Source organism: Sorangium sp. So ce124 (assembly GCF_051525235.1).
In the GTDB taxonomy this organism is placed as follows: domain Bacteria; phylum Myxococcota_A; class Polyangia; order Polyangiales; family Polyangiaceae; genus Sorangium; species Sorangium atrum.
This window is the reverse complement of the sequence record NZ_CP150312.1, coordinates 9,792,188-9,812,719: the sequence shown is the minus strand read 5'-3', so window position 1 is coordinate 9,812,719 and position 20,532 is coordinate 9,792,188. Positions and strand designations below refer to the sequence as shown.

General features: G+C 72.8%; 15 protein-coding genes. 7 read left to right on the top strand and 8 right to left on the bottom strand.

Translation table 11 applies throughout. The annotated features are described in order from the left end of the window. Positions 1-79 precede the first annotated feature (79 nt). Positions 80-1,552, bottom strand: coding sequence for an MlaD family protein (locus tag WMF19_RS36875; RefSeq protein WP_272102381.1), 1,473 nt, complete (start codon positions 1,550-1,552; stop codon positions 80-82). A gap of 124 nt (positions 1,553-1,676) precedes the next feature. On the opposite strand from WMF19_RS36875, the gene WMF19_RS36870 reads away from it, so the two are divergent. The 4 genes from WMF19_RS36870 to WMF19_RS36855 all read left to right on the top strand — a co-directional run bounded on the left by WMF19_RS36870 (position 1,677) and on the right by WMF19_RS36855 (position 7,392). Continuing rightward, positions 1,677-2,834, top strand: coding sequence for a CAP domain-containing protein (locus WMF19_RS36870; RefSeq protein WP_437894649.1), 1,158 nt, complete (start codon positions 1,677-1,679; stop codon positions 2,832-2,834). A 168-nt stretch (positions 2,835-3,002) separates the two neighbouring features. Beyond that, complete coding sequence (locus tag WMF19_RS36865; RefSeq protein WP_437894648.1) at positions 3,003-5,471, top strand: Hsp70 family protein; 2,469 nt, start codon at positions 3,003-3,005, stop codon at positions 5,469-5,471. After that, positions 5,471-5,854: a hypothetical protein gene (locus tag WMF19_RS36860; RefSeq protein ID WP_437894647.1), complete on the top strand. Its 384-nt coding sequence runs from the start codon at positions 5,471-5,473 to the stop codon at positions 5,852-5,854. Before WMF19_RS36865 ends, WMF19_RS36860 begins: the two co-directional genes overlap by 1 nt. Continuing rightward, positions 5,812-7,392: a hypothetical protein gene (locus tag WMF19_RS36855; protein WP_437894645.1), complete on the top strand. Its 1,581-nt coding sequence runs from the start codon at positions 5,812-5,814 to the stop codon at positions 7,390-7,392. The genes WMF19_RS36860 and WMF19_RS36855 overlap by 43 nt, the downstream gene beginning before the upstream one ends. 368 nt (positions 7,393-7,760) lie before the next feature. On the opposite strand, the gene WMF19_RS36850 is transcribed toward WMF19_RS36855, so the two are convergent. Further along, positions 7,761-8,867 carry a cation diffusion facilitator family transporter gene (locus WMF19_RS36850; protein ID WP_437894644.1) on the bottom strand — a complete coding sequence of 369 codons (1,107 nt, stop codon included), beginning with the start codon at positions 8,865-8,867 and terminating at the stop codon, positions 7,761-7,763. After that, positions 8,864-10,096, bottom strand: a complete 1,233-nt coding sequence (locus tag WMF19_RS36845) for an acetyl-CoA C-acetyltransferase (RefSeq protein WP_437894643.1) — start codon at positions 10,094-10,096, stop codon at positions 8,864-8,866. The genes WMF19_RS36850 and WMF19_RS36845 overlap by 4 nt, the downstream gene beginning before the upstream one ends. 121 nt (positions 10,097-10,217) lie before the next feature. On the opposite strand from WMF19_RS36845, the gene orn reads away from it, so the two are divergent. Beyond that, positions 10,218-10,781: an oligoribonuclease gene (orn, locus tag WMF19_RS36840; protein ID WP_272102375.1), complete on the top strand. Its 564-nt coding sequence runs from the start codon at positions 10,218-10,220 to the stop codon at positions 10,779-10,781. 524 nt (positions 10,782-11,305) lie between these two features. On the opposite strand, the gene WMF19_RS36835 is transcribed toward orn, so the two are convergent. The 3 genes from WMF19_RS36835 to WMF19_RS36825 form a co-directional block, all read right to left on the bottom strand. After that, complete coding sequence (locus tag WMF19_RS36835) at positions 11,306-12,610, bottom strand: serine/threonine protein kinase (RefSeq protein ID WP_437894642.1); 1,305 nt, start codon at positions 12,608-12,610, stop codon at positions 11,306-11,308. Between the two features lie 292 nt (positions 12,611-12,902). Then, entirely contained in the window at positions 12,903-13,358 is a 456-nt protein-coding gene (locus tag WMF19_RS36830) for a helix-turn-helix domain-containing protein (protein ID WP_272102373.1), read from the bottom strand. 175 nt (positions 13,359-13,533) lie between these two features. Further along, entirely contained in the window at positions 13,534-15,345 is a 1,812-nt protein-coding gene (locus WMF19_RS36825; RefSeq protein WP_437894641.1) for an ABC transporter ATP-binding protein, read from the bottom strand. A 346-nt stretch (positions 15,346-15,691) separates the two neighbouring features. On the opposite strand from WMF19_RS36825, the gene WMF19_RS36820 reads away from it, so the two are divergent. Both WMF19_RS36820 and WMF19_RS36815 read left to right on the top strand, forming a co-directional pair. Next, on the top strand, positions 15,692-16,069 hold the full coding sequence (locus WMF19_RS36820; RefSeq protein ID WP_272102371.1) for a hypothetical protein: 378 nt from the start codon (positions 15,692-15,694) through the stop codon (positions 16,067-16,069). A 457-nt stretch (positions 16,070-16,526) separates the two neighbouring features. Continuing rightward, positions 16,527-17,039, top strand: a complete 513-nt coding sequence (locus WMF19_RS36815; protein ID WP_272102370.1) for a hypothetical protein — start codon at positions 16,527-16,529, stop codon at positions 17,037-17,039. A gap of 81 nt (positions 17,040-17,120) precedes the next feature. Here WMF19_RS36815 and WMF19_RS36810 read toward each other — a convergent pair whose 3' ends face one another. Both WMF19_RS36810 and argS read right to left on the bottom strand, forming a co-directional pair. Then, positions 17,121-18,353, bottom strand: a complete 1,233-nt coding sequence (locus WMF19_RS36810; protein WP_437894639.1) for a choice-of-anchor L domain-containing protein — start codon at positions 18,351-18,353, stop codon at positions 17,121-17,123. 364 nt (positions 18,354-18,717) lie between these two features. Next, positions 18,718-20,451, bottom strand: a complete 1,734-nt coding sequence (argS, locus tag WMF19_RS36805; RefSeq protein ID WP_437894638.1) for an arginine--tRNA ligase — start codon at positions 20,449-20,451, stop codon at positions 18,718-18,720. Between the last annotated feature and the right edge of the window lie 81 nt (positions 20,452-20,532).

The following is a 20,532-nucleotide window of genomic DNA, read 5'->3' as shown; positions in this document are numbered from 1 at the left end:
AGCGAGCGCTTCATGCTCGCGCTATAGCACAGGGGCTCGTGCGCACCGCCGGGGCCGCGACGAGAGGGCGGGGGCGCGATCAGAAGCTCGACGGCGCGAAGGGCAGGACCGTCTTCAGATCGGCGTCGTTGAACCGGAGCTGCAGGCCGATGAAGTAATCCCGGCGATCGGCGTTCAGGATGTCGTCCATCCCGCCGAGCAGCCACAGCTTGCGGATGAACTCGTACGCGAGCGCGACGCGCCAGCGCGGCGACAGCTCCTCGCCGAAGCCGAAGAGGTCCTGGCGGAGCTCGAACCGATCGTCGAGCAGGTGGAGATCGAGGCCGAGGCCGCCCGTCGACTCCTTGATGCCGAACCGGCCCGTGAAGGGGCCGAGCCGCTTCGCGAACTGGAACGAGAACCGGAAGGCGTTCGTCGTGATCGTGCGGACCTCGCGGTAGTGCGCGGGCTCGTTCGGGTTGGTCGTGTCGATGTCGATCTGCTGGAAGTCCGTCTTGCCGCGCGGGTCGTTCACCAGCTCGACGACGTAGTACTTGTCCTCCGCCGGCTGGAGCCTGAGCTCGACGTAGCTCTTGATGGTGTTCGCCAGGAAGTTGTAGTCGGTCCGCAGCCCGACAACGGTCTGGAACCGGCTGAGCCCGCCGACGAGCTCGCCGACGTTCTCGACGACCGTCTCGACCTCGTTGATCAGCGTCTCGTCCCGGGTGATGCGGCCGAGCGTCCCCTCCCCGCGGTCGACGCGCGCGGCGACGCTGTCCACGTGCTTCAGCGCCGACTCGAGGCTCTCGGTCGCGCGGCCCACGCGCTCCGCGGCGCTGCGGAGCTCCCCGGGCTGGCCGTTCCGGCCGGGCACCTCGGCCGCGGCCGTCATCGTGCGGATGTCGCGGGTCACCTGCTCGACGTTGCGCAGGATCTCCCGCAGGCGCGGGCCGGACTCGCCGGTGATCTGGTTGATGTTGTTGATCGTCTGCGTGACGCCGGCGCGGTTCTCGCGCACGGTCGCGTTCATCTGCTCGGTGACCTCGGCGAGGTTGTCGAGGATCTGGGCGAGCCGCTCCTGCCCGTTCTCGGAGCCGACGGTGTTCCTCAGCGTCTCAGTGACCGTCTTGACGTCCTTCAGGATCTCGGCGACCTGCCCCTGCATCGACTGGATCGTCGGCTCGTCGATGTAATAGAGGACCCTCCCCTCGTCGGGGATGCGCGGCTTGCCCTCGGTGCCGGGCGAGAGCACGACGAACGACTCGCCGATGAGGCTCGTCGCGCGCTTGCCGATGGCCGCGTCCTCGTAGAGCGGGACGTCGGGGCTCATCTTGATGTCGATGCGCGCCTGGCCGTTGTAGAGCGAGATCTTGTCGACGACGCCGACCTGGATGCCCGAGATCATCACCCGCGACTGCGGCGATACGCCGATCGCGTCGGGCAGCGTGGCCCAGACCCGGTAGCCGCTCCCGCCGCCGACGTCGCGCGAGACGAAGCGGTACCCGCCGTAGGCCGCGCCCGCGAGCACGATCGTCATCACGCCGACCTTCGCGGCCTTGGAGACCTCAGCCATGCTGCGCGACGGCCACGGTAGCACGAGCCGCCCGCGGGAATGCGCGGCTTTCGCCGCGACGCAGGTGGATGCGGGGAACGCGGGTGAACGAGCGCCGGGGCGGGAAACCTGCTAGCCGAGTCGAATGCGGTCATGGTGGGCCAGCGGGGTGCTCGGCGCGGCGCTCGCCTCCGCGGGCGCGGCGGCAGCGGAGCCGCCGGCGCTCACGTGGGAGGCGACGACGCGCTCGCCACAACCCCCGAGGGCGGTCTCGGCGGAGATCGCCGCGCTCGCGGCGCGCTGCGGCAGCGCGGACTCGGCGCTCGCCGCCGTCGCCCAGCGCAACGTCGAACGGCAGCTCCAGGGCGGGGAGATCATGCCGCCCGACGAGCTCGCGTTCACCCTGCGCGCCGCCGGCGCGCCGCACGCCTGGCCGAGGGGATGGTCGATCTCCGGCCAAGGGCTCGGGCCGGCGGAGATCGGGGCGCGGATCGACGGGTGGCTCTCGGGATGGCCCACCCTCGGGGTGCGGCGATGTGGGGTGGCCCAGGCGAGGAAGCCGGACGGGACGGTGATCGTGGCCGCGATCGGGGTGGACGCGCTCGCGGATCTGTCGCCGCTGCCGACGACCGCGCGGGTGGGGCAATGGGTGACCCTCGAAGGGACGATGCGGGTCCCGGCGACCGCGGCGAAGGTGGTGCTGCTGGGGCCGCGGGGCGCGCCCAAGACGGTGCTGAGCTCCCTGTCGGGCGCGCGGCTCCGCTCGAGCTTCGCGGTCGACCAGCCGGGGAGCTGGCTCGTGCAGGTGCTGGCCACGGTGTCGACAGGGCCGAGGCCCGTGCTGGAGGCGATGATCTTCGCGGGGAGCGCTCCGCCGGGGCGGTTCGTCCGCGCGGCGGCGCCCGGCGAGGACGCCGCGAAGGGGGCGCAGGGCGACGACGACGCGATGCTGCGGATGATGAACGCCGCGCGGGCGTCGGAGCGCCTGCCCGCGCTCGCGCGCGACGCGGCGCTCGCCGCGCTGGCGCGGGCGCACTCCGAGGAGATGATCAAGGCGAAGATGGTGGGCCACGACGTGGGCTCGGGCGATCCGGCGGCGCGCCTCAGGGCGGCCGGGTACGAGGCGACGATCGCGGGGGAGAACGTGGCCAGCTCGGGCACGACCGAGGGAGCGCACCGCGCGATCTGGGCCAGCCCGTCGCACCGGGGCAACCTGCTCGACCCGCGCTACCGGAGGACCGGCGCGGCGGTCGTGCGCGACCCGAGCGGCCGGGTCTGGGTGACGCAGCTGTTCGCGGGGTGACCGCGGGCGTCGCGGCGCTGCGCCGACGTGCGCCGTCCCCGTACCCCGAGGGCGGACGCGCCTCGCGGCGAGCGGGCGCCCGCTGCGAGGCGCCACGCGGGCGCTTCGCCCGGCGTGTTCCGTGCCTCACCGGGCGGCCGCCGTTCCGCGCGTGTATCCTTCCGAGCGATGGCTGCACGCCCGCTTTACGTCGGCATCGACCTCGGCACCACGAACTCGACCGCCGCCGCCTTCGACGGCGAGAAGGTCACCCTCGTCAGGAACTCCCAGGGCGCGACGCTCACCCCGAGCGTGGTGCGGATCGACGCGCGCGGGACGGTCACGGTCGGCGCGCGCGCGCGCCGGTTCCTGGAGAGCGATCCGCAGAACACCCGCGCTGAGTTCAAGCGGCTGATGGGGACGGCCCAGCCGATCGAGTTCGCGGCGGCGAAGGTCGCGAAGAAGCCCGAGGAGCTCGCCGCCGAGGTGCTGCGCTCCCTGCGCGCCGACGTCGCGGAGCACCTCGGGGTCCTGCCGGCCTCGGCGGTGATCTCCGTGCCCGCGCTCTTCGAGCTTCCCCAGAGCGCGGCGACGTCGGAGGCGGCGCGGCGGGCGGGGTTCGAGCGCATCGAGCTGATCCAGGAGCCTGTGGCCTCGGCGCTGGCCGCCGGCTGGACGGCCGAGGAGTCCACGGGCAGCTGGCTCGTCTACGACCTCGGCGGCGGGACGTTCGACGTCTCCCTGCTCGAGACGCGCGACGGGCTGCTGCGCGTCGTCGGGCACGACGGCGACAACTTCCTCGGCGGGCGCGATTTCGACTGGGCGATCGTCGACTGGGCGCTCGCCGAGATCGCGCGCGCCCAGTCGACGATCGCCGTGAGTCGCGCCGACCCGCGGCACGCCGCCGCGCTCCGCAAGCTCAAGCTCGCGGTCGAGGAGATCAAGATCGAGCTCACCCGCGCCGAGGAGGCGGCGCTCGCGGTGCCCGCGGCGTTCGAGGTGGACGGCGCGCCCGTCGACGTCGACCTGGTCCTGCGGAGGTCCACGCTCGACGCGCTCTGCGCGCCGATCATCGATCGCTCGATCGAGGTGTGCCGGCGGCTGCTCGCGGCGCACGGGCTCGACGCGTCGCAGCTCGCGCGCGTGGTGCTCGTGGGCGGGCCGACGGTGATGCCGGCGCTGCGCGAGCGCGTCCGGGAGGCGCTCGGCGCGCCCTTCGGCGAGGGGCTCGACCCGATGACCCTCGTCGCGCAGGGCGCCTCGATCTACGCGGCGACGGCGGGGCTCGACGCGCGGGCCTCCTCCGCGGGCGCGCGATCCAAGGAGGAGGGTCGTCGGCTGTGGCTCCAGTACCCGGCCATGTCGAGCGATCTCACGCCCCACGTGGTCGGCCGCGTCATGGAGGGGCCGGGGGCCGCGCCCGAGCGGATCCGGCTCGCGCGCGAGGGCGACGGGTGGACGAGCGCCGAGGCCCCGCTCGACGCCGAGGGGGCGTTCGTGGTGACCGTCGACCTGCTCCCGCGCCGGCCGAACGTCTTCAACATCGAGGCGAGCGCGGCCGGCGGCGCGAGGGTGCCGGTGCACCCGCAGACGATCACGATCGTCCAGGGGCTCACGATCGGCGATCCGCCGCTGTCGCGCACGATCGGGGTCGCGCTCGCGGACAACTCCGTGCGCGTCTACTTCGAGCGGGGCGCGCCGCTGCCGGCCCGGCGGACGTTCGTGCACCACAGCGTGGAGAGCGTCCCGAAGGGCTCCAGCGCGTGCGTGCTGAAGATCCCCGTCGTGCAGGGCGAGCTCGACGTCGCGCACCTCTGCCGCGTGGTCGGGGCGCTGGAGATCGACGGGAGCGGGCTCACCGCGACCCTGCCCGCGGGCTCGGCGATCGAGCTGACGCTCGAGCTCGATCGGGGCGGGCACCTCTCGGCGCGCGCGCTGATCCCGTCGCAAGGGCTCGTGTTCGAGCGCGTCGCGCACCTCCTCGTCCCCGAGGCGGCGCCGGAGGTGCTCGACGCCTCGCTCGCCGCGATGCGCGAGCGGCTCGCGGCGGTGCGCCACGCCGCCCTGCGCAGGGACGCGCCGCACGCGCTCGGCAAGGTCACCTACGTGGAGTGCGCGCTCGCCGAGGTGGAGCGCGACGCCGCCGCGGCGCGCGGCGGCGACGCCGACGCGGGGCAGAAGGCGCGGCGCGCGCTGCTCGAGCTCGACGTCCTGCTCGAGCAGGCCGAGGCCGACAAGCGCTGGCCGGAGCTCGACGCCGAGGCCCAGGCCGCCGTCGCGAACGCGTCGACGTGGATCTCCCAGCTCGGCTCGAGCACCGAGAAGGCGCTCCTCGAGGAGGCCGCGCAGGGCGTGGCGCGGGCGCGCGCCGAGAAGAACCAGGTCGAGCTGCAGCGGCAGCTCCGCCTGGTCCGCAACCTGAGCAGCGCGGCGTTCCACCGCCACCCGAAGGCGTGGGAGTGGATGTTCGAGGACGCCGCCTCCGAGGCGCACCAGGCCTCGGATCTGGTGCGCGCGCAGCGGCTCGTGCGCGACGGGCGCGGCGCGGCGGGGCGCGGCGACACGGCGGCGCTCCGGACGATCACCGAGGAGCTCTGGCGCCTCCTGCCGGTCGACGCGCAGAAGCGAAGGCTCGGCCACGAGTCCGGGGTGCGGTGATGGACGACGCGCTCGGCCGCATCCGCGACAACCCGTTCTACGTGCTCGGCCTGCGCCCGAGCGCGAGCCGCGCGGAGATCGAGCGCGAGGGGCAGAAGCTGCTCGGGATGCTGGAGCTCAAGCTGGCGAGCGCCGCGATGTACCCGACGCCGGTCGGCCCCGGCGCGCGGACGGCCGACAAGGTGCGGCAGGCCATGGCGGCGCTGCGGGACCCGGAGCGCCGCCTGGCGCACGAGGTCTGGGCGCGGCTCGACCCGAGGCCCCCGCCGAAGGACGACCTCGACGACGATCTCGGCGAGCTGCCGCCGCCGGAGCCGCCCGGGGAGGATCCGCGCGCGCCGTGGCCCGAGGCGCTGTCCGCGCTCGGCTGGAGGGCGCGATGAACTGGGGCGTCCTCCTGGTCCTCGCCCTCGTCGTGCGGGTGATCAGCGAGGCTGCCGTGCGGAGGGCCTCGCCCGGGGCGGCGCCGCGCCCCGAGATGCTCGGCCTGACCCACTGGAACACCGTCGTGGTGATCGTCCTCGTGCCGATCGCGTTCGCGCTCGCCTCGGGTCAGCTCTGGTGCGCGCTGCCGCTCGCGCCGCTCACGGTCCTCATGGCGCCCTGGCTCTTCGCGCGCCACGTGCTCATCCCGCTCGGGCTGCCGCGCACCGCCTACTGCGTCGCGTGGCTGTCGGACGCCACCTGGCGCGCCGACCGGCGCGGCGGCGCGGCGCTCGCGGCCGCGTGGGCGCTCTGCCGCGCGCGGAAGCCAGACGCCGCGGCGGAGGCCTGGGTCAGCGAGCTGATCGAGCGCGGCGGGGAGCGCATGGGCGCGGGGCCTGCGCCGTCTCCGACGTCGCCGAGCGCCGTTCCGCTGCGCGGCGCGGGGATCGCCGCCGGCGCGATGCTCGCGGCGCACCGCGGGGACGTGGAGGGCGCGCGGGAGCTCTTCGACAGCGTCGCCAGCCTGGACGAGCGCGCGTGCCCCCGCGAGGCCCGCCGCATCGCCGCGGGCTGGCTCGCCGCCGAGGCGGCCTCCCGCGGCGACTGGGCGGCCGTGTCCGCGCACGCGTGCGTGGGGGGCGGCAGGGCGCTGTCGCTGCTCGGCGCGGTCGCCGCGCGGCTTGTCGGCGAGGAGCCCGCGCCCGGGGCGCTCGAGCTCTGGCTGCGCTGGCTCATCGCGCCCCGCCGCCGCGCCACGCTGCCGCTCGTGCGCCGCGCCCTGGCCGCGGGCGCGGGCGCGCCGCGCCCGGAGCCGGAGGCGCCCGAGCCCTGCGCCGCGAAGGTCGCCGAGGGGGACCTGTGGAGCCGGGCGGTGCTGCTCCACGCCGCGCTTCTGCTCCGGCCTCGGGGCCAGGTCTCGGGCGACGACCTCAGGCGGCTCGGCGGCGCGTGGGACGCGGCGCTCGACGACGAGCGCGCGCAGGCCGAGCTCCGCGAGCGCGCGGCGTCGCTCGGCGCCTCGGGGGCGCAGGCGGCGCTCGGCCCGCTCGCGCGCGCGGTCGAGGAGGATCTCGCGGCGACGCTGCGCGCGGCGCGCGTGCCGCGCGAAGCGTGGGACGACCTCGGCGCGACCATCGGCCGCACGCACCGGCGCCTCCGGGACGAGTTCCTGTCCGAGGTGGAGATCGCGTGCGACGCCCTGCGCCGCCGCGTCGACGAGCGGCGCGAGCTCCCGCCGCTCTCGGAGTGGCGCGAGTGGACCTCGCTGCGCGCGCAGTACGAGGCCGCGGCGGTGCTCGTCGGCACGGAGTTCCGCCGCCTCGCGTTCCCCAAGCTGCACGCGGACGTGTGCCACGCGGCCGTCTGGCTGTTCAACACGCGCAAGGAGCGGGCGATCGCGAACGGGATGTTCCGGTGGCTCCTCGCCGAGGCCGAGGCGCTCGGCGACTCGCGCCTCACGGGGCTCCAGCGCGGCAACGTCGACTGCGGCGTGTGACGCGAAGCGGAGAGCCGGATTTAGAGCGGCGCTCAGCCGCCCCTGAACCACGCGTCGCCGAGCGGCGGTCACCCGCACAGGAGACGGGCCCAGATCGGCGTTTTCGGCGCGGAAGCGCACTCCAGTGCGCTGAGCACCGAAAACGTCGAGATGGGCCCGTATCCGACGCGGGTGACCGCCGCTCTAATACTACAGTTGCAGTTTGCTGCCTGGCGAACTGGCGCAACCATCTAAGCCTCGGGATGCTCGACGTCGGGCTCGGCGGGACGGTGGGCACCCGGGCTCTGCAGCTCGCACCAGGTTTGCGCGGAACCGCATTGGAACCGCATTGACGAGTCGTCCGGCCCGGAGCATGTGCAACTGTAGTACTAAGCGCCGCTCCGATCGCCCGCGGGCCCGTCCCCGCGCGGCGCCCCGGCGCCCGGCCGCCTGAGCGTCACCAGGTGCTCTTCCTGGAGCGGCTCCGGCTGGATCGTGCAGTGGTTGAGCGCGTGCTTCTCGCGCAGCCGCCGGGCCACCGCGGCGGCCACGTTCGTGCCGTGGTGCCCCTTGGCGAGGACCACGTGCACGGTGAGCACGTTGAAGCCGTCGGAGATCGACCAGACGTGCAGATCGTGGAAGTCGACGACGCCGGGCACGCTCCGGATGGTGTCCTCGACGTGGGCGAGATCGATCTCGATCGGGCTGCCCTCCATGAGCACGCGGGACGTGTCGCGCACGAGCCGCCAGCCGCCCCAGAGCACGAGGGCGCCGATGGCCGCGCTGATCACGGGATCGGCCCGCGTCCAGCCGAAGGAGAGGATGAGCACGCCCGCCGCGATGGCGCCGATCGAGCCGAGCGCGTCCGACACCACGTGCGCCAGCGCGGCCCGCGTGTTGATGTTGTGCCCGTGCTCGCCGGTCGAGAGCAGCACCGCCGCGACCACGTTCACGATGAGCCCCAGCGCCGCGGTGATCGCCAGCGCCTCGGCGTGCACCGCCTGGGGCGCGCGCCAGCGGTGGGCCGCCTCGATGAAGATCCAGATCGCCGTCAGCGCCAGCGCGACGCCGTTGGCGAAGGCCGCGAGCACCTCCGCGCGCCGGAATCCGTACGTCCGCTCGCGCGTCCGCGCCTGCGCCGCGATGCGCTGGGCGATGATGGCGATGCCGAGCGCCGCGGCGTCCGCGAGCATGTGGCCCGCGTCGGCCAGCAGGGCGAGGCTCTTCGACCACCACCCGACCGCCGCCTCGACGACCAGGAACGACGCCGTGAGCGCGAACGCCGCGATCAGCCGGCGGAGCGGCGCGCGCCGGAGATCGTGGCTGTGGTCATGGTGGTGCGGGTCGCCGTGGTCGTGGCCGTGATCGCTCCCTGGAGCGTGGTGATGCCCGTGATCGTGCCCCTCGCCGCGTCGAGCGCCGCGCCCGTGCCGGTGCTCGTGAGAGGCGCCCTCGTGCTCGTCGCGCACCTCCATCACCGCGCCGGAGCGGCTCACACCCGCTCGATGATGGTGGCCACGCCCATCCCTCCGCCGATGCACAGCGTGATCAGCGCGGTGGCCTTACCGGCGCGCTCCAGCTCGTCGAGCGCCGTCCCGATCAGGCAGGCCCCGGTCGCGCCGAGCGGGTGCCCGAGCGCGATCGCGCCGCCGTTCACGTTGACGCGGTCGAGGTCGATGCCGAGCTTGCGCGCCGTCTGCAGCGGCACCGCCGCGAACGCCTCGTTGATCTCCCAGAGATCGACGTCGCGCGCCTGCATGCCCGCCTTCTTGAGCGCGCGCTCCGACGCGGGCGCAGGGGCCGTCAGCATGATCACCGGCTCGGCGCCGGCCGTCGCCGTGGCGCGGATCCTCGCCCGCGGGGCGAGCCCGTGCGCCTTCACGTAGTCGCCGGACGCGAGCAGCACGACGGCCGCCCCGTCCACGATGCCGCTCGAGTTGCCCGCCGTGTGCACGTGCTGGATCGACGCCACCTGCGGATAGCGCGCCAGCGCCAGCGCATCCACGGTCTCGCCGGCGGGGCCCATCGGCGTCGACCCGAGGCTGGCGAACGCGGGCTCGAGCTTCGCGAGGGCCTCCATCGTCGCCCCGGCGCGCGGGTGCTCGTCCCTGTCGAGCAGCGGCTTGCCGTCGAGATCGACGACCGTGAAGAGGCTCTTCGCGAAGCGCCCCTCGCCCGCCGCCCGCTCGGCCTTGCGCTGGCTCTCCAGCGCGACGCGGTCGACGTCGTCCCGCGAGAAGCCCTCGATCGTGGCGATGAGGTCCGCCGAGATGCCCTGCGGGACCATCGCGAGCTTCTTGCGGAGGGCGAGGTTGTTCCCGTCGAGGGGCGCGCCGTCCGAGCCCATCGGCACGCGCGACATGCTCTCGACGCCGCCGCCGATGGCGACCTCCTGCTGGCCGGACATGACCCCCATCGCCGCGAAGTTCACGGCCTGGGCGCCCGAGCCGCAGAAGCGGTTGACGGTCACGCCGGTCACGGCGTCCGGCCAGCCGGCCGCGAGGATGGCGGTGCGCGCGATGCACGCCCCCTGCTCGCCCGCCTGGGTCACGCACCCGACGACCACATCCTCGACGTCCTGCTTGCGGACGCCGGTCTTCTCGGCGAGGCGATTGAGCGTTTGCGCGAGGAGTTCTTGAGGGTGCACGCCCGAGAGCGCTCCCTTGCCCGCCTTGCCTCGGCCGCGCGGCGTGCGAACGGCATCCACGATGAAGACGTCTCGCATGACAGGCCTCCGAGCCCGATGTCCGGCCCGTGCTTAGCACACCGCCCGTTCCCGGGGCAGCCTCGGTCGCGACGGGTCCCGGTGGACCTGAGCCGGCGCGGATCGGCTATGCTCGCCGCCGATGACGGACCGGTCGCAGCGCATGGTGTGGGTCGATCTCGAGATGACGGGGCTCGACGAGAGCTCGTGTGCGATCGTGGAAATCGCGACCATCGTCACGGAGCCCGACCTGACCGTGGTCGCCGAGGGGCCGTGCCTCGTCATCCACCAGCCGGAGAGCGTCCTCGCGGGGATGAGCGACTTCGTCCGCGATCTCCACGAGCGCTCGGGGCTCCTCGAGCGCATCCGCGCGTCCACGCTCTCGGTCGGCGACGCGGAGTCCCAGACGCGGGCGTTCCTCGAGGCGCACTGCGACAAGGGAACGGCCGTGCTGTGCGGCAACTCCGTGTGGAAGGACCGCGCCTTCCTGCAGCGCTACATGCCGGAGCTCCTCTCCTTCCTGCACTACCGCATCGTGGATGTCTCGACCCTCAAGGAGCTCGTGCGCCGCTGGTACCCGACGCGCGCCGCGCCCAGGAAGCGCGAGATCCACCGCGCGCTCGACGACATCCGCGAGTCGATCGAGGAGCTCAGGTGGTACCGGGCGAGCGTGTTCCAGCCGCTCCCTGGGAACGAGCTCCGCTGAGCGCTCGCGGAGCGCCGAGGGGAGTCTGAGGGCCGCCCTCGTCCTCGGGCTTGCGGTTCAGCGTCCCCGCTCGCCGGCGTCCTCAACCTCGGTCGGTTCGCCCCGCCGGCACCTCAACCTTGGTCGGTTCGCCCCGCCGGCACCTCAACCTTGGTCGGTTCGCCCCGCCGGCACCTCAACCTCGGTCGGTTCGCCCCGCCGGCACCTCAACCTCGGTCGGATCACCCGCCCGACGCCTCAACCTTGGTCGATTCGGCTCGCCGGCACCTCAACCTCGGTCGGCGCCCTGCCCTCAACCTCGGTCGGTTCGCCCAGCGCCTCGCCCTCCGAAATCCGGCTGAAAAGGCGGCTCTGCTGGCAATCGAAGAAAAATTCTCCGCGAAGTGAGAAAACACGATCGATCGAGGCAATGCTTTTAGTAGGGTAGCCATGCGTCCAGGCCTCCGGCACGAGGTCTGCGGCGTAGACACCCCGGCGGCCCCAATCCGCCGGGGTGTCGTTTGCTACCGGACTTGCGGATTGCCTTAGAAAAGCTGGTCGCCGTACCACCGTGGCCCGGGGCTACCCTTGGCTTCCACGGCCGGAGTCGCGACCAGCGGGGCCGGCTCGACACGGTGCGTCGCCCCGGACTTCGTCGCCGGCGCCTCGACGGACGGACCCACCGCCTCCGAGGCGCCGGGGTCGCACTGTGCCGGTGAGGCTGTCGACTCATCGCGATGTGAATCACTTGCGTGCGCCGGCGGCTCGGCCGGCGGGGGCGGTGTCCCCCGTTGGGCGATGTACGAGCTCAACGGCACCGCGACGGCGGCGCTCGTCAACGCGACGAGCAGCAGCGCTCCACCGGCCAACAGGACGTTGTTGCGCGAGCGCGGTGCGGCGATCTCGACGACGGGGTGCCGCATGGCCTCCGGAGGGAAGGTCCCGGTGGGCAGCGTGTTGCGGGACGCCGGAGCGGGCACGCTCCGCTCCGTATCCGGAGCCGACTCCTGCAGCGACGGGGCCCCCGCTGCTTGCGGGCGCGCCGCCCTCGGCGGCGGAGCGCCCCCCGCGAGCGGCGCCGCAGCAACGAGCAGCGGCCGCACGGCGGCCATGAGCTCGTGGACCGTCTGGAACCGCGCGTCAGGGTCCTTGGCGAGCGCCCGGGTCAGCGCCTCGTTCACCTGGGCCGACACCCCCTCGAGCGGCGGCGGCACCTCGTCGAGCGCGCACACATCCAGATCGTCGTGGCCGTCGAACGGGCGCTGACCCCCGAGGAGGCAATACAGCAGCATCCCGAGGCCGTAGACGTCGGTTCGTTGATCGATCGCACGCGAGTCGAAGAGCTCCGGCGCCCGGTACCGCGCCGCGTCCGCCATGGCGTCCTCGGGCGCCCCGAACAGCAGGTGCAGCCCGAACGCCCTCAGGACAGCGGCGCCTTGACCGGTGACCACCACCGTGTGCGGGCCGAGATCCCCGTGCGAGAGCCCCAGCGCGTGCGCCGCGCCGAGCGTCCGCGCGACGTCGACGACGAGCTCGTACGCGACGGAGCGAAGCCGGGGCAGCAGATCTTCCACCGAGGGATCGTCGCTCTGCCGGGCAGCGATCCACCCCGCGTCTCCCTCCATCCCGCCCGCGATCACAGGCACGATGCCGTGCACCCCCGCAGACACCGAGAGGAGCCGCTCCAGCGCGCCGCGGAACACATCGGCGTCGGTGCCCATGCCCTCCTGGACATAGAGCGTCACCTCGCGGCCATCCGCGTCGAGCGCGCGATACGCCTCCGCCGGAGCGGGAGAGTCGAGGCTCGCGACGATGGTGTAGCCCGCGAACTCCTGCCCCAGGATCACCATGGCCCCTCCGCCTCGGCCAGCACGATGGAGACGGAGGATTCAGGTCCCGCGCGCGGGAAGAAGAAGAGGGAGAGGACGGCCCGGCGCGCGTCCTTCAATGTTGGCTGCGGTGTTGGATCAGCCCAAAAGATTCTGCTCACTGCGTCGGACCTCCGGCACGAGGTTCGAGTCCATGACACCCCCGGACACGGCGCGGGGGACATCGGTTGGCGGGGACAGTAACAGAGGTCTCAGGCGCGCGGAAGCCGTCGCCAGCGCGGACCGGCGCCACGGAGCGCGCGAGGCGGGTCTATCACTTTCCGGAACGACGGCTCGACGGCGGAGTAATACGCCCTGAAAAAGCGCGCTCCGGCCGGGGCGACTTGGGCGGAGCTGCCGGGCGTGCGCGCTCCGGATCTTCGCTGGCGAGGGCGAGCATTGCTTGCTTTCTCGGTGAATCGTCAGGCTCCATGAGCAGAAAGAGGATCGCGCTCTGGAGCGTCTCCTCGGCCTGATCAAAGCGCTCTGCCACGATGGATGCGACAGGGCTGCGCCCGTCGCCGGGGAGCAGGAGGCGCGGCTCGCACTGGAGCCCCTGGGCGATCAGGCCGAGCGCGCCGAGCCCGAGATCCCGCTCGCCTCGCTCGACCTGCCGCAGGTACGTGGCCGAGAGCTGCGCCCGCTCCGCGAACTCCTGCATGCTGAGCCCACGGAGCAACCGGAGGATGTGGACCGCCTGGCCGACCTCCTTGGGGAGCGTGTCGCGCATGAGCGCGAGCCTAGCAGGCAGAGCTCGCCTGAGCCCCCGGGAAGGCAGGCCGCCTCGCGTGAGCAGCGCGCCGCCTCGCGTGAGCAGCGCGCCGCCTCGCGTGAGCAGCGCGCCGCCTCGCGTGAGCAGCGCGCCGCTCGCTCGCCGGCGCGCCGAACGCGCCGCGCCGGCGGCGCTACAGGTACCCTTCGGCCTGCAGCGCGAACATGCGGGCATAGCGCTGGCCACGGGCGACGAGCTCGTCGTGGGTGCCTTCCTCGACGATGCGCCCGCCGTCGAGCACGACGATTCGGTCGGCCATGCGCACGGTCGGGAAGCGGTGAGAGATGACGATGGTCGTCCGCCCCTTCGACAGCGACCGGAACCGCTGGAAGACCGCGTGCTCGGCCTCGGCGTCGAGCGCCGCGGTCGGCTCGTCGAGCACGAGGATGTCGGCCTGCTCGCGCATGAAGGCGCGCGCGAGCGCCACCTTCTGCCACTGCCCGCCGCTCAGCTCGACGCCGCCCTTGAACCAGCGCCCGAGCTGCGCGTCGAGGCCCCCGGGCACGGTCGTCACGACCTCGTCGGCGCCGCCCTCGGCGACCGCGCGCGCGACGCGCGGCTCGTCCGCGAGGTGCTCGACGCTGCCCAGCCCGACGTTCTCGCGCAGCGTGAGCTGGTATTGGTTGAAGTCCTGAAAGACGACACCGATCCTCCGGCGGAGCGCGTCGGGCTCCCAGGCGCGGAGATCCTTGCCGTCGAGCAGGATCCGCCCCTCGGTGGGCTCGTACAGCCGCGCGAGCAGCTTGATGAACGTGGTCTTTCCGGCGCCGTTGTGCCCGACGAGCGCCAGGCTCTGGCCGCTCGGGATGTGGAGATCGATCCCCCGGAGCGCCCAGCGCGACTGGCCAGGATACCGGTAGCCGACCCCCTCGAACCGCACGCCCCGGTCGTGCGCGCCGTCGGCCGACAGGGGCGCAGGCGCGCCTCCGCTGACGGCCGGCAGCGCGGTCGGCTCGCCGGTCGGGATGGCCAAATACTGAAAGAGATTCGACATGTAGAGGTTGTGCTCGTACATGCCGCCGACGCCGGCGAGGACGGCCTGGAACGCCTGCTGGCCTTGCCGGAAGGCAGCGACGTAAAGGACCATCTCGCCGAGCGAGAGCCTCCCCGCCGCGGCGCCGGCCGCCATGGCGCCATAGCAGCCGTAGAACGCGGCGGTGCCGAGGAGCGACAGGCCGTAGGACCACCCGGCGCGGCGGACCGCGAGGGCGCTGTCCTCCCGGTAGAACGACGTCGCGAGCGCCTTGTACCGCTCGAGGAACATCGGCCCGAGCCCGAAGAGCTTCACCTCCTTGGCGTGGCCGTCGTTGGCGAGCACGTACTCCAGATAGTTGAGCTGGCGGGCCTCGGGAGAGCGCCAGTTCCGGAGGCGGAACGCCGCGCCAGAGAAGCGAGCCTCGGCGACCGTGGCGGGGACGGCCGCGAGCACGAGCGCGATCACCGCGAGGGCGCTGAACCCGACGAGCAGCGCGGCGTACCCCGCGAGCGTGATCAGGTTCTGCACGAGGGAGAAGCTCTCGGTCACGACGGAGGCGGGGCGAGACGACGCCTCGCGGCGCGCGCGGGTGAGCTGGTCGTAGAACTCCGAGTCTTCGAAATGGACCAGCGAGAGCGAGAGCGCCTTCTCGAGGATCATCCCGTGGATGTCGATCGAGAGGCGCGCGCCGAGCAGCTGCCGCATCAGCGAGAGCCCGCGCTGCACGAGCGCGAGCGCGGCCACGAGGCCGAGCTCGACCGAGACCCACACGAGCGCCGCGCGCTCATCGCGGGCGACCACCGCGTCGGTGATCGCCTTTCCCACGTAGGCCACCCCGAGCGGCAGCCCCGCCGCGGCGAGCGTGAGCGCGCCGAGGGCGACGCTCGCCGCCTTCGACGAGCGCCAGACGAGCTGGAGCGTCCGTGGGGTGTAGGCAAAGCTGTCCCGCAGGCGGGAGAGGCCGAGCATGGACGGCAGATTCTAACCACGCCGCGGCGCCCCGCCCGCGAAGACCCGCGAGGGCGCGAGGGCGCGAGGGCGCGAGGGCGCGAGGGCGCGAGGGCGCGAGGGCGCGAGGGCGCGAGGGCGCGAGGGCGCGAGGGCGCGAGGGCGCGAGGGCGCGAGGGCGCGAGGGCGCGAGGGCCGAGGAACGCGAACGCGGCCGCGGCGACCACGGGCTGCCTCCCGCGGGCGGGGTGATGACGAGCGCGCGAGCGCGCGAGCGCGGGCGCTCGACGGGCGGGCGAGCAGGCAGGACGCGGTGGCGGGCGCGCGCCCGGCGCGGTATCCCGGGGCTCCGAAAAGGAGGCTCTTCATGTCGAGCATGTCCACGTTGACCATGGGCTACGGAGCGCTGCTCACAGCGCTCGGCGTCGGAGGATTCGCGGCGACGAGCGCGCCGACGGCGCTCATCCCGGCCGGCTTCGGGGTCGTCGCGATCGGGCTCGGCCTGCTCGCGCGACAGGAGAGGTACCGCATGCACGCCATGCACGCGTCGGCCATGGTCGGCGTCCTCGGCTTCCTCGGCTCCGCGCGCGGCCTGGCCCAGCTGCCGACGCTGCTCTCCGGCGGCGACGTGGCGCGCCCGCCGGCCGTCATCGCCCAGTCGGTGATGGCCGTCCTCTCGGCGGGCTACGTCGCGCTCTGCGTGCGATCCTTCGTCACGGCGCGCCGCGCCGCCGCCCGCACCTGAGCGCGGCGCGCGCCGTCTCGCGTGAGGAGCGCGCCGCCCTGCCAAGGAGCCAAGGCCCGCTCACAGCCCGCTCCACCCATCGCCTTCCTATCCCCGTCCGGCCGGCGCGCTCCGTGCGGTCCTGTCGGGCGCGAGAGCCATCGAACGGCGCGCTCCTGCCGATCCGTAGAGAACGGCCGCTGCGGCTCCTCTCGCGTGGCGCGTGGTGGATGAGCCTCGTCCCCTCTCCTCACCCGCCTTACTCTGCACGTCCCATCTCTGCGCGTCCGATCTCCGCTCGTCGGATCCAGGCGCCCGCGCACCGAGGAGCTCTTTCATGTCGATTATTTGACAATCCGGACCGGCAGTCCGGAATGCTATAAATCCGCTCGCAAAAAGCCAGATCGGTGCCCTCGATGCCCGTGCATGATGTACTGTCATCGTCACCAGACCATCAACTACGAGAAGAGCGAGCACCATGCTTCGACGCGTCATTGCATTGGGGCTGACGGCGCCTTTTTTCCTTTCCTGCGAGGGGAGTGGTGGTGTCATCCAGATCTGGAATTGCGAGGAGTGCCTCAAGGGCTGGACCTGCACGGCGGATGCTTGCATCCCCCCGCACTGCAGCAATGACGTCACGGATGAGGACGAGGGAGAGACCGACCGCGACTGCGGCGGCTCGTGCCAGCCGTGCGGCTTCGGCGCCTCGTGCGAGACGGGCATCGACTGCAAGGAAGGCGTGTGTCGTCAGGGGGTTTGCCAGGCTCCGACCTGCGTCGACGGCGTGGCGAACGGCTTCGAGACCGGCATCGACTGCGGCACGCGCTCATGCCCGCTCTGCCCCGCGGGCGAGGGGTGCCTCACCGGCGAGAACTGCGCGTCCGGCGTGTGCAGGGAGCGTGTCTGCCAGGCGCCCTCGTGCGACGACGGGGTCCTAAATGGAAGCGAGCTCGCCGTGGATTGCGGGGGGGACTGCCTGACGTGCCGGTAGCCCGGAGCGCCCAGCGAGGCCACCAGGCCTCGCGACCCCACCCCGACGAGGCGTCGGCGCGAGGGAGGAGCGCCCCTCGCCTCAGAGGGGATTGACCGCGGGCGCCGTCTCCAGGCTGACCGTGCCGCCGGTCGCGATCCAGCGGAAGCCATCGATGAGCGCGGTCGAGTCGAAGCGATCGTCGCCGGTGTCGAACAGGATGAACCGGAGCGAGATCTCCTCGCCGCCATGCACCGGCGCGCGGGTCTTGAGCCACCGGGTGCCGCCGTCGTGGCGCGGGCTGAACCCCGTCCCCACGAGCTCGCCCGAGCCGAGCGGACATCCGTCGCAGACATCGAAGAACGCAATATTGACGCTGACCGGCCTCCCCTCCCCGTCGAACGAGAGATTGCCGTTGTACGATCCGGGAGGCGCGGGCGTCGCCAGCGCGACGAATTGATCGTTGAAGTCCTCGCAGACCCACTCCGGGTATTCGAACGTATAGAACTTGAAGAGGAACTCGTAGCCGGTCGCGTTCGTCGGCGCGCGCAGGACGACCTCGAGGCCGATGTCGTCGTTGATGAAGCTGGACGGAGGACAGGCAGGGTTGTCCTGAGGGAACCCGGGGGGCGCTGTGCCGGCACCGTAGCTCGAGCAGCTCCCGGACCAGCAGGCGTCGGGGTGGCCAGGCAGGCGTGCGCTCCCCGTCGAGAGCGCGAGCAGGCGCGCGCCGCCCTGCACGTGCACGTTGGGGCCGAACCCATCGAAGACGCCAACCGCGGGCGACCGCTCTGCAGACGAGCCGTCCCCGCGGACATACCTCGCGGAGATCACGCCCCACCGCCTGTCCTCGCGGGACGCCACGGCGCAGAGGTCGATCGCCTTGGCCCCGTCCACCGGATCGAAGTCCTCCAGCGCGAGGCCCTCGTCGCACGGTGGCGGCACGTTGTCGATCACACCGTCGCAATCCTCGTCCGCCGGCGCGGGGATATGGCCGCTCGCGTCAGGCTCGGTGACCTCGACCTCGATCGCGCCTGGATTCACATTTCCATCGACGTCGTTGCAGTCGCCCTCGGCGGGCGTGAACCCGTCCCCGTCGCCGTCCACGTTGGGATCGGTGACAGGGATTGCGCCACCAGGGCCGAGCCCTGGCTCGCCCGGCTCATCGAGCCCGTCGGAGGCGTCCTCGCCGATGGTCCCCGCGGGCTCACCGCGCCCGTCTCCCCCACCCCCCTGCGCGGACGCGCCGCCCACCGCGGAGCACCCGAGTGCAACGGCGAGCATCGCCGTCACGGCCATGCCGGTGCAGGGGAGAGCGAGCCGTCGTTCGATCATGCTGCACTTTGCCATAGGGAACGGACCGACGTCCCACGCAACCTCGAGCGGGCGAGCGCAACCTCGGTTCGATTCGAACACGCGCAGCTCACGCAACGCGCAGCTCACGCAACGCGCAGCTCACGCAACGCGCAGCTCACGCAACGCGCAGCTCACGCAACGCGCAGCTCACGCAACGCGCAGCTCACGCAGACGCGCAGCTCACGCGAGCGCGGAGCTCACGCAGACGCGCAGCTCACGCGAGCGCGGAGCTCACGCAGACGCGCAGCTCACGCGAGCGCGGAGCTCACGCAGACGCGCAGCTCACGCAGACGCGCAGCTCACGCAGACGCGCGCCCGCCGACGGGCGCCGCTGCCGGCCGCTCTACATCCGCTCCGGCGCCTCGATCCCGAGCAGGCCTAGGCCCTTCGCCAGCACCTCCGCCGTCAGATCGCACAGCGCGAGGCGCGAGCGGCGCACCTCGTCGCTCTCGGCGCGGAGCACCGGGCAGCGCTCGTAGAAGGTCGTGAACGACCCCGCGAGCTCGAACAGGTAACCGCACAGGCGGTGCGGCTCGAGCGTGGCGGCCACGTCCTCCAGCACGGCGCCGAACCGGAGCAGCTCCAGGACGAGCGCCCGCTCCGCCGGCTCGCTCAGCACGATCCCGGCCTCGCGCGGCGACTCGACGCCGGCCTTCCGGAAGATCGACCGGATGCGGGCGTGCGCGTACATCAGGTAGGGCGCCGTGTTCCCCTCGAACGCCAGCATGCGATCCCAGTCGAACACGTAGTCCTTGATCCGGTCGCTCGAGAGATCGGCGTACTTCACCGCGCCCACGCCGACCGCCCGCGCCACGGCATCGGCGGCCTCGGCGTCGAGCTCGGGGTTCTTCTCCCGCACCACCTTCGACGCGCGCTCCGTGGCCTCGTCGAGCAGGTCCGAGAGCTTCACGGTGTCGCCGCTCCTCGTCTTGAACATCTTCTTGTCGGCCCCGAGCACCGAGCCGAACGCCACGTGCTCGGCCCGGGCCGGCGGCGCGAGCCAGCCCGCCTCGCGCGCGGTCGCGAAGACCATCGCGAAGTGCTGGCTCTGCGGCGCGCCGACGACATAGACGATCCGGCGCGCGCCGACCGCCGTGAGGCGGTGGCGGATCGCCGCGAGATCCGTCGTGGCGTAGCCGTAGCCGCCGTCCTGCTTGCGCACGATGAGCGGCAGCGGCGCGCCGTCCTTGCCCGTGAAGCCGGCCGGGAAGACGCAGAGCGCGCCCTCGCTCTCGCGCGCCAGCCCCTTGCGGCCGAGCTCCTCGATGACGTCGGGCAGCATCGGGTTGTAGAAGCTCTCGCCGGCGAAATCCGCGTCGGTCAACGTCACGCCGAGGCGGCGGTAGACCGACTCGAAGTAGCGCGTCGACTCGCGCACGAGCTGCCGCCAGAGCGCGAGGGTCTGCTCGTCGCCGCCCTGCAGCCGCACGACCCGTCGGCGCGAGCGCTCGGCGAACGCCGGGTCGCCGTCGAACTTGGCGCGCGCCTGCCGGTAGAACGCGTCGAGATCGCCGACCGAGAGCTCCTGCGAGGCCGCGGCCTCGCCGAGATCGAGCATGTGCTCGATGAGCATGCCGAACGGCGTGCCCCAGTCGCCGAGGTGGTTCTGGCGGATCACGCGGTGGCCGAGCGCCTCGAGCACGCGCGCGAGGGCGTCGCCGATGATCGTGCTGCGGAGGTGGCCGACGTGCATCTCCTTCGCGGCGTTGGGGCCCGAGTAGTCGACGATCACCGTCTCGGGCTGCGCCGCGGGCGCGATCCCGAGCCGGCCGCCGCCCGCCGTCTCGGCGAGCTCGCGCGTGAGGTACGCGTCCTCGAGCGTCAGGTTCACGAACCCGGGGCCCGCGATCTCGACCTTCCGGCAGATCCCGTCGAGCTGCAGCGCCGCGACGATCGCCGCAGCGACCTCGCGCGGCGGCCTGCCGAGGCGCTTGCCGAGCGCCATGGCGGCGTTCGCCTGGTAGTCGGCGTGGGTGGAGCGGCGCAGGGAAGGATCAACCGCGGCGTGCTCGGCGCCGAACGCGGCGGTGATCGCCGCCTGCAATGCGCGGGCGAGGGCGTGGACGGGATCGGCCATGGCGCATCCTTTGGCCCGGGCGCCCGGCCAATTCAATAGGCAAGCCGGAGCGGCACCGCCACATCAGCGCACCTTTGACAA

What these genes read in the sequence shown, in the direction of transcription:
- WMF19_RS36860 (WP_437894647.1), top strand. Translation starts at nt 5,471, where the DNA reads ATGGACGACGCGCTCGGCCGCATCCGCGACAACCCGTTCTACGTGCTC.
- WMF19_RS36820 (WP_272102371.1), top strand. Translation starts at nt 15,692, where the DNA reads ATGTCGAGCATGTCCACGTTGACCATGGGCTACGGAGCGCTGCTCACA.
- WMF19_RS36810 (WP_437894639.1), bottom strand. Translation starts at nt 18,353, where the DNA reads ATGATCGAACGACGGCTCGCTCTCCCCTGCACCGGCATGGCCGTGACG.
- argS (WP_437894638.1), bottom strand. Translation starts at nt 20,451, where the DNA reads ATGGCCGATCCCGTCCACGCCCTCGCCCGCGCATTGCAGGCGGCGATC.
- WMF19_RS36835 (WP_437894642.1), bottom strand. Translation starts at nt 12,610, where the DNA reads ATGGTGATCCTGGGGCAGGAGTTCGCGGGCTACACCATCGTCGCGAGC.
- WMF19_RS36870 (WP_437894649.1), top strand. Translation starts at nt 1,677, where the DNA reads ATGCGGTCATGGTGGGCCAGCGGGGTGCTCGGCGCGGCGCTCGCCTCC.
- WMF19_RS36865 (WP_437894648.1), top strand. Translation starts at nt 3,003, where the DNA reads ATGGCTGCACGCCCGCTTTACGTCGGCATCGACCTCGGCACCACGAAC.
- WMF19_RS36815 (WP_272102370.1), top strand. Translation starts at nt 16,527, where the DNA reads ATGCTTCGACGCGTCATTGCATTGGGGCTGACGGCGCCTTTTTTCCTT.
- WMF19_RS36830 (WP_272102373.1), bottom strand. Translation starts at nt 13,358, where the DNA reads ATGCGCGACACGCTCCCCAAGGAGGTCGGCCAGGCGGTCCACATCCTC.
- orn (WP_272102375.1), top strand. Translation starts at nt 10,218, where the DNA reads ATGACGGACCGGTCGCAGCGCATGGTGTGGGTCGATCTCGAGATGACG.
- WMF19_RS36845 (WP_437894643.1), bottom strand. Translation starts at nt 10,096, where the DNA reads ATGCGAGACGTCTTCATCGTGGATGCCGTTCGCACGCCGCGCGGCCGA.
- WMF19_RS36825 (WP_437894641.1), bottom strand. Translation starts at nt 15,345, where the DNA reads ATGCTCGGCCTCTCCCGCCTGCGGGACAGCTTTGCCTACACCCCACGG.
- WMF19_RS36875 (WP_272102381.1), bottom strand. Translation starts at nt 1,552, where the DNA reads ATGGCTGAGGTCTCCAAGGCCGCGAAGGTCGGCGTGATGACGATCGTG.